Below are 12151 nucleotides of genomic sequence, written 5' to 3' on the forward strand. Positions count from 1 at the left end.
ACCGACGCGATTCCCCCGAGAGCGCGTTCTCCTGTTGAACCAACACTAACATCCGTTATGATCGTGTCCAACAAAGGAGAGGACAATTGGGCAAGATCATCGTCTCGGGCGCGTCGGGTGGGTTCGGCCATGCGGCAGCCAGCAAGCTTCTGCACATGGGCTGCGAGGTTATCGCGCTGACCCGTTCACCCGACAAAGTGGCAGACCTCGCCGAACGCGGCGCCGAGGTGCGCGCGGCCGACTTCGACGACCTCGAAGGGCTGACCAAGGCGATGGAGGGCGGCGAGAAGCTGCTGCTGATCTCCACCTTGCGTGTGGGAGAAAGGGTCGAACAGCATCGCAATGCGGTGGAAGCGGCCAAGGCCAACGGCGTGAAGCATGTCGTCTATACCTCGATTGTCGGCGGCGGGATCAAGGATCACCCCGGCGTCGAGCAGACCGACCACTATGAGACCGAACGCCTGATCGAGGAATCGGGCCTTGCCTACACGCACCTGCGCAACAGCCTCTATGCCGATGCCGTGGCCACCGCCATGGCGATCCCCGCGCTTGCCTCGGGCCACAAGCCCGAGAACGGCGGTGCGGGCAAGGTGGCGATGGTCGCGCGCGACGACTGCGTGAACGTGGCCGTGGGCGTGCTCACCCAGGATGGCCATGAGAACAAGGCCTATGACGTGACCGGGCCGGAAGCGATGACGATCCATCAGGCCGTCGCGATGATTGCCGACATGGCGGGCAAGCCCATCGCGGTCGAGGACGTCGATGACGAGGGCATGTATCAGTATTTCGATTCGCTCGGGGTGGCGCGCAAGGCCTCCGACATCAAGCCGGATGGCCCGATTCCGTGGGCGAGCGAGGGCATGGTGACCTTCGGCCAGTCGATCCGCGAGGGCTTCATGGATGTCGTTTCCGACACAGTGGAGAAGATCACCGGCAAGAAGCCGCAGAGCCTCAAATCGGTGCTGGAGGCGAACAAGGGCGCTTGGCCGCAATGATCAGGCGCGTGCTCAAGGCGCTGATCGCCCCTCCCGTTCACGGGAGGGGCAGCGAGACTAGGCGGCGCGCAGCGACGCCTAGTCGCAGCGGGGTGGGCCTCAAGCGGCTTATCCAACGTCTGAAGCCCACCCCCGCCCTCTCCCGCACACGGGAGGGGAGTGTTGTTGCACTATTCGCAGCAGCCCTCGCGCTGGCCGCGTGCTCCGACAGTGCGCCGCAAGTCGACACCTCGGTTTATGGCGCGGGCGACAACTGGGACAATCCCGGCGGCGACTGGGCCGAAAGCCATTTCTCGCGCCTCGGCGACATCTCGCAGGAGAACGTCGGCGAACTGGGCCTCGCCTGGGAATACGATCTCGGCACCGAACGCGTGCAGGAATCGACCCCCGTGGTGATCGACGGCGTCATGTATGCCTCGGGCAACCTTGGCCGCGTCTATGCGCTCGATGCGGCCACCGGGGCGGAGAAGTGGACCTTCACGCCCGAGATGGACATGCAGATCGCCCGCTCCGCCTGTTGCGACTGGGCCAACCGCGGGCTTGCCGTGGCCGATGGCAAGGTTATCACCGCCGCACTCGACGGGCAGCTCTACGTGCTCGACATGGAAACCGGGGCGGTCGTCTGGAACGTCGATACCTTTGTCGACAAGGATCGCGGCTACACCATCACCGGCGCGCCCGAAGTGGCGGGCGACATCGTGGTGATCGGCAATGCCGGCGCCGAATACGACACGCGCGGCTATGTCACCGCCTACAGGATTTCCGATGGCAGCGAGGCATGGCGCTTCTGGACCATCCCGCACGATCCCGCCGAAGGCCCGCAGGAAAGCCCCGAGCTGGAAGCAGCGGTCACGACCTGGAGCGAGGACACCCGCTGGGACATCGGCGGCGGCGGCACCGCCTGGGATGCGATCACATACGATCCCGAGTTCGATCAGGTCATCGTCGGCACCGGCAATGGCGGGCCCTATCCACAGGCGATCCGCTCGCCCGGCGGGGGTGACAACCTCTACCTGAACTCGCTCGTCGCGATCGACCGCAAGACCGGCGCGATGAAGTGGCACTTTCAGGAAACGCCGCAGGATAACTGGGATCTCACCGCCACGCAGCCGATGGTGCTGGCGCAGATGGACGTGAATGGCGCGAGCCGTCCGGTGATCCTGCACACGCCTAAGAACGGCTTCTTCTTTGTGGTCGACCGCGAGAGCGGTAAGCCGCTCGCCGCCAATGCCATCGTGCGCACCAGCTGGGCCGACGGGTGGAACCTTGAGACGGGCAAGCCAAATTTCACGCTCGAGACCTCGGACTATTCGCAAGGCCCGAAGATCGTTTACCCGGCCTCTCCGGGGGCGCGCAACTGGTATCCGGCGGCCTTCGATCCCACGCGCAACACCTATTTCGCCCATGTGCTCGATATGGGCAATCTGATGTTCCTCTCCGGCGACCCGGCCGAGGCAGTGCACGAGAAGAACTTTCTCAATGCCGGCGCGGCGATCATCTTCACCTCTGACCTCGAGGCCGCCGCTGCCACGCTGCCTCCACCGATGCGCGCCGCGATCGAGGCCGAACCGACCTGGCAATGGGTGAAGGACAATCCTTTCACCAGCGAGCTGCGCGCGATGGATCCGCTCACCGGCAAGACCAAGTGGGCCGTACCCAGCGCAGGCTGGCAGGACCGGCAGGGCGTGCTTGCCACGGCCAGTGGGCTCGTGTTCCACGGCAGCGTCACCGGCAAGTTGACCGCGCGCGACAGCGAGACGGGCGAAGAGGTGTGGAGCGTCGATACCGGCTCCTCGATCATGGCCGCGCCGATGACCTACCGCGTCGATGGCGTCCAGTATGTCGCGGTGCAGACCGGCTGGGGCGGCGGGGGCTGGGGCTTTCTGCCCGGCTATGCCGCCGCCTATCGCAAGGGCAATGCCAACCGCCTGCTGGTCTACAAGCTCGGCGGCGGACCAACCCCGCAACCGGCGGACCTGCCCCCGCTCGAACCCGCGCCTGCGCCGCCCGAGCAATATGCCGATGCCACGCCCGAGATGCTGGCCACGGGCAGCGCGCTGTTCACTGCAAACTGTTCGATCTGCCACTCGAACCAGCCGCGCGCGCCGCTGCCCGACCTGCGCCGGATCGCGCCCAACGTCCATGCCGGTTTCGAGCAGGTGGTGCTGGGCGGTCTGTTCAAGATGAACGGCATGCCATCGTTTGCAGATCGGCTCGACGCTTCCCAAGTGAAGGCCATCCACGCGTGGCTTATCGATACGCAGGGCAAGCTGCGCGCCCGCGAGCTGCAACTGCAGGCTGAGGGCAAGCCGCTCGACAGCCGTTCGCTGACCATTCTTTCGAGTTACTAGGAGACTCTCTATGACCCCCGCAGGCGTAACCATCAAACATCCCGATAAACTGTTCATCGGCGGCGAATGGGTCGATGCGACCAGCGGCGCCCAGATCGAGCTGGTCAATCCGTTCAGCGAAGAGGTCGTGGGCCGCGTCGCCCATGCCAGCAACGCCGATATGGACAAGGCGGTCGACGCCGCGCGCGAAGCCTTCGACAACGGCCCCTGGCCGCGCCTCTCGCCCAAGGTGCGGATGGCCAAACTGATGCAGTTCTGCGACGAGCTGGAAAAGCGCGTGCCCGAACTGGCCACGGCCTGGACCGCGCAGATCGGCGGTCTCGCCACGGCAGCAGGGCCGATGCACGGCGGCGCTGTTGCGGGCCTGCGCGGGATTGCCGCGCTTGGCGAAAGCTTCGAATGGACCAGCCAGCGCAAGGGGCAGGCGGTCGATACTGTCGTGATGGCGCGCGAGCCGGTGGGTGTGGTTGCTGCCATCGCGCCATGGAACGGGCCGTTCGCGATCATGGCCAACAAGGTGTTCTACTCGCTGATTGCGGGCTGCACCGTGGTGATGAAGCCGAGCCCGGAAACCCCGCTGGAAGCCTATATCATCGCCGAATGCGCGGATACTTGCGGAATGCCGGCTGGCACCGTGAACCTCGTGCCCTCGGACCGCGAGGCGGCCGATCACCTGATCCACTCGACCAAGCTCGACAAGATCACCTTCACCGGTTCGTCGGCGGCGGGCAAGCACATCGCCAGCGTTGCGGGTTCCAACATGACCCGCGCCACCTTCGAGCTGGGCGGCAAGTCGGCGGCGATCATCCGCGACGATTTCCCCACCGAAGCCGCCGCGCAGATCCTCGGCAACACCATCACCGTGATGAGCGGGCAGGTCTGCGCGATGCTGAGCCGCGCCATTGTCCCCAAGGCACGGCATGACGAACTGGCCGAAGCAATCGCGGGCGTGATGAAGGGCGTGAAGATCGGCGATCCGAGCGATCCGGAAACCCAGCTCGGCCCGGTGGCGATGAAGCGCCAGCTCGACCGCATCGAGATGTATATCGAGGAAGGCAAGAAGACCGCCGACCTCGTGACCGGCGGCAACCGCCCCTCGCACATGAACAAGGGCTATTTCATCGAGCCGACGCTGTTCGCCAATGTCGATAACTCCAGCCGTATTGCGCAGGAGGAAATCTTCGGCCCTGTGCTTTGCCTGATCCCGGCGGAAGATGAAGAGGACATGATCCGCATCGCCAACGACAGCGAATATGGCCTTAACGGCTCGGTCTTCACCAACGACGCGCAGGCGGCCTATGACATCGCGCGGCAGGTGCGCACCGGTGTCGTTGGCCAGAACGGAATGCGCATGGAGTGGACCGCGCCGTTCGGCGGGTTCAAGTCGTCGGGCATCGGCCGCGAGGGCGGGGAAGAGGGCCTGTGGGGCTACCTCGAAACCAAGACGATCCTCACCGACGCCAGCGTGACGATCTGATCCCCCCAAAGCCCTTCCCCTCGGGGAAGGGTTGGGATGGGGGATCGGGCGTCAAACCCCCACCCCCGACCCCTCCCCAAGGGGAGGGGAGATTGGATGAATTATATAATTTCAAGCGCTCGCATTGTAAAATGCGGGCGCTTGATCTATATAGGCCTCGTTCAAACGTCGCCTGTCTTTGATCGGGTGGCCGGAAATGGCTTGCGAACCACTATCGCGCCATCATTTCCATTTTGCACATCACCGCTTGTTTTGCGCCTTCTCTGGCGTGGGGCAGGCCCATATTTTATCGAAAGCGAGGCTCGATTTGGCGAAGGAAGAACTGCTCACCTTTGAAGGGGAAATCGAAGAGGTTTTGCCCGACGGTAGGTTCCGCGTTCTCCTCGACAACGATCATCGCCTCATCGCCTATACTGCAGGCAAGATGCGCCGTTACCGTATCCGTACGGTGGCAGGGGACCGGGTTCACGTCGAAATGACGCCCTATGACCTGTCGAAGGGGCGCATCACCTTCCGCGAACGCACGCCGGGGCAAGGCCCGGGCGGACCGCGCGGCAGGCAGTTCCGCAGGTAGGCGGCAATCGGGCAGGCGCCACGGTGGCGCCGCCCGCACAAGGATTTTAATGCATATTACGAATACCCGCGTGGCCCCTTGGTCGCGCTTTGATTTTCTGTCTGTCGAACTTTCGCAGGCTGTTATTCCCTTTACCCGCTCCGCCCAGCTGACCTCGCGCGAACTGCGCCGACTGGTTGCGGAGATGATCGACTAGGCGAACTGGCCCGGTCACCTAACACCTTACGAAATATCTTCTCGTCGCCCCGGACTTGATCCGGGGCCGGGCTTTTCTGTGCGCGCTTACCTGGCACAATTTGGTCAGGTGGCGGCTAGTCTATGCCGATTGCTTTGAGCAGCGCCTCATCCGTGTCGAGAGCGGTACCTGCAGGATAGTCGTTCGCCTCGAGCAGATAGGCCGTCACCGCCAGATAGTTCGCATCGCCCAGCGTGTGCCCCGCGCCCACCGGCATGGTGTCGCGAATATAGGCGAACAGATCGCCCACGCTTCGCCCCTGCCACTTGGCTTTGAACGCGGCCCCCGCCACCGGCGGCACTCCGCCCGAGCCCGCAAAGTTGCTGCCATGGCAAGCCGCGCAACTCTGCTGATAGACCTGCCGCCCGGCCTCGGCCTGTGCGGCGGAAAACACCCCTTCGCTCGCGTTGCGGGCGAAGTTCGCATTGGCAAGATCGGGGCTTTCGAACCCCGCCGCACCGCGTGCCGCGACGAAGGCCCGCTCCGGTCCCTTAGCGCCGATACCGGCTTCGGGCAGGGCAAACACGAAGAGTGTGTTCTGCCGTCCATGCGTCAGTTCCGGGGTAAAGGAATCGGATAGCCACAGCCCGGTCGACACCGCCAGATACTGATGCCCGTCAAGCATGAAGGTGCTGGGGTAGCCAGTGATGCTGGAGCCCAGGTTCATCTGCCACAGCACTTCGCCCGTCGCCTGATCGAAGGCTTTGAGCCATCCCCCCGCATCGCCTGCAAACACCAGCCCGCCCCCGGTGGCGATCACGCTTTGCATCCCGGCGCGCTGGCGGTGGATCCAGCGGGTGTGTCCCGTCACCGTGTCTAGCGCATAGAGCACGCCGAGCAGCCCCTCGGCCTCGGGGTCGATCGCGATCCGGTTGCTCACGCCGTAGGTGCCCACGTCACCCTGCGACGGATCGAGCGCGATCATTTGCGCGCAGGTTGCCTGCATCGGCATGAACAGGCTCGTGGTGAGCGGCGAATAGGAGCCTGCCGGATAGTTTGCGCCGCCGGTGGGGCCAGGGCAGATATCGTAGCTGCGACCATATTCCGTCGGCACCGTGGCCGGGTTCACTGTGACCCGGCCCGAAGCGCCGTCGATGCTCTCGACGAAGTTCTGGCGTACGGTCGGTCTCGCCCAGAGGAATTTGCCGGTCTCGCGGTCGAGCGTATAGACCACGCCGGTCTTGCCCGGAACGCCGGTCAGCGTCTTGTAGGTGCGGCCCGGTTCGAGATCGGGCGCCATCCATGCCACCTCGGCAGGGTCGGGCATGGCCTGCTGATCGACCAGCATCCGGGGGAAGGTGTGGTCCATGTCCCACTGGTCGACGAGGTGCTGGTAGTGCCAGCGGATTTCGCCCGTTGTCACATCCAGCGCGAGCGTCGAGTTGTGGTAGAGGTAGCTGTAATCGTTGCCCGCCAGCGAAATCTTGGGCGCGGGCGCGCTGACCGATGTGCCCATGTAGATGAGGCCAAGCTCGGGATCGTAGCTCGCGAGCATCCACGCGCCGACCTGCTGCCGGTCTTCCAGCGGCACGCCGCCCCATGTGGCCTCGTTCGGATCGTCGCCTTGCGCGATGATCGGGGTAGACCAGACGAGCTTGCCGGTCAGGGCATCGTGCGCGGTGATCACGCAGGCTGCCGGGCCACCTTCCGGCTCGCAGCTCCTGCCGGTGATGGCGAGGCCCTCGGCGATGATCGGGCCGCTCGATTGCTTGGCCCCCGTGCGGTAGTCGAGCACCTCGGTTTCCCACACCAGTTCGCCGGTGCGAGCATCGAGCGCATAGACATGGTCGTCTGCCGAATTGCCGATCACGAGGTTGCCATAAAGCGCCACGTTGCGGGTGGTGTCGTAGACGGGCAGATAGTCGCCAATGTCCTCGGGCAGCTGGCGCTTGTACTGCCAGATCATCTGGCCCGAACGAGCGTCGATGGCTTCGATGGTGTCCGCGGGGCCGGAGAAGAAGATCGTGCCATCGTGCATGAGGGCGGTGCCCTCCTGATGGCCGGGCGGCAGCGGGCGCGCCCAGACCATGCGCAAGCCGCTCACGCTCTCGCGATTGATCTCGTCGAGCGGGGAATAGCCCCAGCTATCCAGCGTGCGCCGCCAGCTGAGCCATTCGGCCGGGTCGGGTCGCTGGATCTGGGCATCGGTGACGGGGGTGTATCCCGTCACGGTTTGTCCGACGGCCTGCGTCATGGCGAGGGCGATCACGGCCCCCGCCAGCGCGGCCCGACCGGCCAGGCGCATCAGTCTTCGAGCCGCTGCGAATTGGGGTCAATCTTCGCGTCGTTGCGGGTCATCGGGTCCCAGTGCTCGGCGATCTTGCCATCCTCGATACGGAACATGTCGAACCAGGTGGTGTAATAGGTCTCGCCCTCGGCATCGACTTCGCGGCGCACGAAGGAGGTGATCACATAGTCACCCTCGGCGACGAGGTTGATCAGTGGCAGCTCGATCTTGTCTTCGAGGGGGCGCTCGGGCCGGGTGGAGCGAATATAGTCCTCGATCCCCGCCAGCCCCTGTGCGGCATTGGGGTTGTGCTGGACATAATCCTCGCGGATGAACTCTCCCGCGCGGTCGGCGTAGCCGCCTTGCAGCACGATCCGGTACATGTCGTAGACCAGCCGCTTGTTGGCTTCGAGCCGCGGGTCGTCGCTGGCGATCAGGGCTTCGTGGTCCTGTGCAACGGCGGGAGGGGTGGCGGTCATCGATGATTCTCCGGAAGCGGGGCGCGCGGCATCCTGCGCCCGCGCCGGGGTTGTCAGGGCCGTGTCAGCGCAGCCGGCCAGCAAGGCCGCCACGAAACAGAACGCGGGTTTGTGCATGATTGACTCTCCCTCTATGGGCTTCCTGCCATTGCCGGGGTGACGCGACAAGCCCGAGCCGCTAAGGCGCTTTCCGGACATAATCAATTTGACGAGTTGTTGCCTCATGAAATCCTTGCTTTGCGCCAGCGTTGCCGCTTGCATCTCGGTCCCCGCCATGGCGCAGGACGATGTCGACGCTGACACCGATGTCATCATTGTGCTGGGTGAAGGCTTGCCCGATACGCCTGCCGAGCCGGCCTATTCGACGCTCACGATCGAACGCGATCAGGTTGTCTCCAGCAGTTCGGGGCGGATCGAGGACGTGCTGGCCAATATTGCCGGGTTCCAGCTCTATCGCCGGTCGGACAGCCGGGCCGCCAACCCGACGACGCAAGGTGCCAGCCTGCGCGCACTGGGCGGCAATGCGACCAGCCGCGCGCTGGTCCTGCTCGATGGCGTGCCGCTTACCGATCCGTTCTTCGGTTACATTCCGCTCAATGCCGTAGCGCCCGAGCGGCTTGAGAGCATCCACGTGACGCGCGGCGGCGGGTCCGGTCCGTTCGGGGCGGGCGCGTTGGCAGGCACAATCGAGATGGAAAGCGGCAACCCGCAAGCGCTCGGCCTGTTCAACGGGCAGGCGCTGGTGAACGACCGCGGCGAAACACAGCTTTCGGCCACCGCAGCGCCCGAAATCGGCGAAGGGTTCGCCGTGGTCAGCGGCCGCTGGGATCGCGGCAAGGGTTTTTACACTACGCCCGAGGACCAGCGCGTCGATGCTTCGGTGCGCGCGAAGTTCGAAAGCTGGTCGATCAGCGGGCGGCTGGTGCAGCCGCTTGGCGACAATCTCGAAGTGCAACTGCGCGGCCTCGCCTATGATGACAAGCGCACGTTCCGCCTGGCCGGGGCCGACAACACCAACGAGGGACAGGACCTGAGCGCGCGCGTAGTAAGCCGCGGGCCGTGGCAGGTCGATGCCATCGCCTATGTCCAGTGGCGCAACTTCACCAATATCGTGATCTCGTCGAGCAGCTTCAATCCGGTGCTCGACCAGCGCGACACGCCTTCCACCGGCATTGGAGGCAAGCTCGAAGTGCGCCCGCCCGTGGGGCCGGACCACACGCTGCGCCTGGGCGTCGACTATCGCAGCGCGGAGGGGGACCTGCTGGAAGTGAACGCCTTTTCCGGCGTGCGCCGCGCGGGCGGCGTCAACAGCGATTTCGGCGTCTTTGTCGAGGATGACTGGCGTCTTACCGAACGGCTCACGCTGACCGGGGGCCTGCGCGCCGACCGCTCCTCGATCCGCAACGGCTATTTCGAGACCGAGGCCGCCGGACGCACGAATTTTGCCGATCGCGGCGAATGGTATGCTTCCTATCGCGTCGGCGCGCTGTTCGCGGCGAGCGACGCGCTGCGCCTGCGCGCGGCGACCTATACCGGCCTGCGCCAGCCGACCCTGAACGAGCTCTATCGCCCCTATCAGATCTTCCCCGCAAGTTACCTTGCCAACGAAGACCTCGATGTCGAGCGGCTCCAGGGATACGAGGTGGGGATCGACCTGGTCCCGATGCCCGGCGCGCGTCTGTCGCTTACGGCCTTTGACAACGAGGTCGAGAATGCGATCACCAATGTCACTATCGGCACCAACCTGAACCAGCGGCAGAATCTCGACGCGATCGAAACGCGCGGGCTGGAGTTCGCTTCGCAGCTCAAAATGGGCGAGGTCAGCTTCGACGGGACGCTGACCTATATCGACGCCGAAGCGCGCGCTTCAGGTGATGCCGCGCCGCTTGACGGGCTGCGTCCGGCACAGACGCCCGAATGGGCCGCCAGCGCGACGCTGAGCTGGCGCCCGGTCGAGGGGGCCATCGTCGCCGCCACGCTGCGCCATACGGCCGACCAGTTCGAAGACGATCAGGAGATTGACGTGCTGCCGGCCGCGACCACGGTCGATCTGTTCGGGCAGGTGCCACTGGTCGGCGATCTTTCGGTCGTAGGCCGGGTGGAGAACCTGTTCGACGAGGATGTCGTCACCTTCAATCGCGGCGGCACGATCGATCTTGGAGCACCGCAGACGTTCTGGATTGGCTTGCGCTACGGATTCTGAAGGCGGATGTAGTTCCAAAGAGGAACGATTGCTGTTGTGATCCGCTGCGGCGGCGCTAGCTTGGCGCCGCCAAAGGGAGAGACGAATGGCAACAACGCAGCAGATGCTCGCCGTGCGCAATCCGCGCAGCGGCAAGGTCGATCACAAAATCGCGGTTTCCTCGCGCGAAGAGGTGGCGCAAAAAGCTGCAGCCCTGCGCGCGAACCAGCCCGCATGGGAAGCGCTGGGTGTCGAAGGGCGGTGCGCGGTGATGGCGCGCTGGCTCGGCGCGGTGAAGGCGCAGGCCATGGCCATCGGAGAGGCCGATGCGCACGACACCGGCGGCTGCCACACCAGCTACATCCAGGGCTTTATCACCATGGGCAATATCGGTGGCTGGCTGGAGGATGCGCCCAAGGCCTTCGCCGCGCTCGAATACGACGCGATGAGCACCTCGATGCCCAGCGTGCGGGTGCAGTCGCAGGTGGTGGCCTATCCGCTCACTGGCGTGATCTCGCCGTGGAACGCGCCGCTGATGCTGGCGCTGCTCGATGCGGTGCCCGCGCTGTTTGCCGGTTCCGCCGTGCTGCTCAAGCCGAGCGAAGTGACCCCGCGCGTGATCGAGGCGCTGTTTGAAACCGTGCGGCAGGTGCCTGAGCTGGCCGGCGTGTTCGATTATGTTACCGGGCCGGGCGAGGTCGGGCAGGCGGTGATCGAGGAGGCAGACACGATCTGCTTCACCGGCTCGGTGCCCACGGGCCGCAAGGTTGCGGTCGCCTGTGCCGAGCGGCTGATCCCGTGCAACCTCGAACTGGGAGGGAAAGACCCCTGCATTGTCACCGCCAGCGCCGATCTGGAGCGAGCGGCGACGGCGGTGCTGCGCGGCGCGGTCTATGCCACGGGGCAGGTCTGCTATTCGGTCGAACGCGTCTATGTTCACCGCTCGGTACATGACGATTTCGTCGCGCTGCTGGTGGAGAAAGCGGCTGAGGTGCGGCTCAACGCCGATAACCCGCGCGCCGGGCATATCGGGCCGTTCACCCATCCGCCGCAAGGTGCCATCGTGGCGCGTCACCTCAACGACGCGGTGCGCAAGGGCGCGATGGTGCGCAGCGGCGGCACGGTCGAAGATATCGACGGCGGCCTCTATCTGCGCCCGACCATTCTTACCGATGTCGATCACACCATGGCGATCATGCAGGATGAGACCTTCGGCCCCTGCCTGCCGGTGATGGCCTATGACGACGAGGACGAGGCAGTGCGTCTTGCCAACGATACGCGCTTCGGCCTGACCGCCAGCGTGATCGCCGGGACCGAGGAAGAGGCCGAGCGCATCGGACGGCGGCTGAATGCGGGTGGGATATTCCTGCAGGATACCTTTCTCACCTTCGCCAAGATGCGGACCTTCGGCACCGACAGCTTCGGCTGGTCGGGCTATGGTGCGCCGAGGATCGGGCCGGAAAGCCTGCGCCGGTTCTTACGCAGGAAAAGCCTGCTGACGCAGACCGGCGAGGTGGCCGATATCCGCAACGATCATCATCTGGGGGAAGGCGGGTGATCCAGGTCCCGTTCGTCCTGAGAAGCCCACGAAGCCGCAGGCTGAGCGGGCGTCTCGAAGGATCGCGTCGGAC

The 12151-nt window shown here is 64.9% G+C and carries 9 protein-coding genes; 7 read left to right on the forward strand and 2 right to left on the reverse strand.

Going from position 1 to position 12151, the window contains the following annotated elements; translation table 11 throughout:
• Positions 1-86: 86 nt before the first annotated feature.
• The 5 genes from ABDJ38_RS11490 (at position 87) to ABDJ38_RS11510 (ending at position 5593) form a co-directional block, all read left to right on the forward strand.
• A complete protein-coding gene (locus ABDJ38_RS11490; RefSeq protein ID WP_346785238.1) occupies positions 87-995 on the forward strand; it encodes an SDR family oxidoreductase in 909 nt (302 codons plus the stop codon).
• Positions 992-3346: a PQQ-dependent dehydrogenase, methanol/ethanol family gene (locus tag ABDJ38_RS11495; RefSeq protein WP_346785239.1), complete on the forward strand. Its 2355-nt coding sequence runs from the start codon at positions 992-994 to the stop codon at positions 3344-3346. The genes ABDJ38_RS11490 and ABDJ38_RS11495 overlap by 4 nt, the downstream gene beginning before the upstream one ends.
• A gap of 10 nt (positions 3347-3356) precedes the next feature.
• Positions 3357-4823, forward strand: a complete 1467-nt coding sequence (locus ABDJ38_RS11500; RefSeq protein ID WP_346785240.1) for an aldehyde dehydrogenase — start codon at positions 3357-3359, stop codon at positions 4821-4823.
• A gap of 307 nt (positions 4824-5130) precedes the next feature.
• The gene (gene infA / locus ABDJ38_RS11505; protein ID WP_119592552.1) at positions 5131-5397 is read left to right on the forward strand and encodes a translation initiation factor IF-1; all 267 of its coding nucleotides are present in this window, start codon (positions 5131-5133) and stop codon (positions 5395-5397) included.
• A 49-nt stretch (positions 5398-5446) separates the two neighbouring features.
• Positions 5447-5593 carry a hypothetical protein gene (locus ABDJ38_RS11510; protein ID WP_346785241.1) on the forward strand — a complete coding sequence of 49 codons (147 nt, stop codon included), beginning with the start codon at positions 5447-5449 and terminating at the stop codon, positions 5591-5593.
• Positions 5594-5708: 115 nt separating this feature from the next.
• On the opposite strand, the gene ABDJ38_RS11515 is transcribed toward ABDJ38_RS11510, so the two are convergent.
• Both ABDJ38_RS11515 and ABDJ38_RS11520 read right to left on the reverse strand, forming a co-directional pair.
• Positions 5709-7877: an outer membrane protein assembly factor BamB family protein gene (locus ABDJ38_RS11515; protein WP_346785242.1), complete on the reverse strand. Its 2169-nt coding sequence runs from the start codon at positions 7875-7877 to the stop codon at positions 5709-5711.
• Positions 7877-8455: a nuclear transport factor 2 family protein gene (locus tag ABDJ38_RS11520; protein WP_346785243.1), complete on the reverse strand. Its 579-nt coding sequence runs from the start codon at positions 8453-8455 to the stop codon at positions 7877-7879. Before ABDJ38_RS11520 ends, ABDJ38_RS11515 begins: the two co-directional genes overlap by 1 nt.
• A gap of 106 nt (positions 8456-8561) precedes the next feature.
• Here ABDJ38_RS11520 and ABDJ38_RS11525 point away from each other — a divergent pair, with 106 nt between their 5' ends.
• Together ABDJ38_RS11525 and ABDJ38_RS11530 are read left to right on the forward strand one after the other, a co-directional pair.
• Positions 8562-10541 (forward strand): TonB-dependent receptor plug domain-containing protein, encoded by a 1980-nt coding sequence (locus tag ABDJ38_RS11525; RefSeq protein WP_346785244.1) that lies wholly within the window; start codon positions 8562-8564, stop codon positions 10539-10541.
• An 85-nt stretch (positions 10542-10626) separates the two neighbouring features.
• Positions 10627-12078: an aldehyde dehydrogenase family protein gene (locus tag ABDJ38_RS11530; protein WP_346785245.1), complete on the forward strand. Its 1452-nt coding sequence runs from the start codon at positions 10627-10629 to the stop codon at positions 12076-12078.
• Positions 12079-12151 lie beyond the last annotated feature (73 nt).

The sequence above is a fragment of the Aurantiacibacter flavus genome (assembly GCF_039710615.1).
Lineage (GTDB): Bacteria > Pseudomonadota > Alphaproteobacteria > Sphingomonadales > Sphingomonadaceae > Alteraurantiacibacter > Alteraurantiacibacter flavus.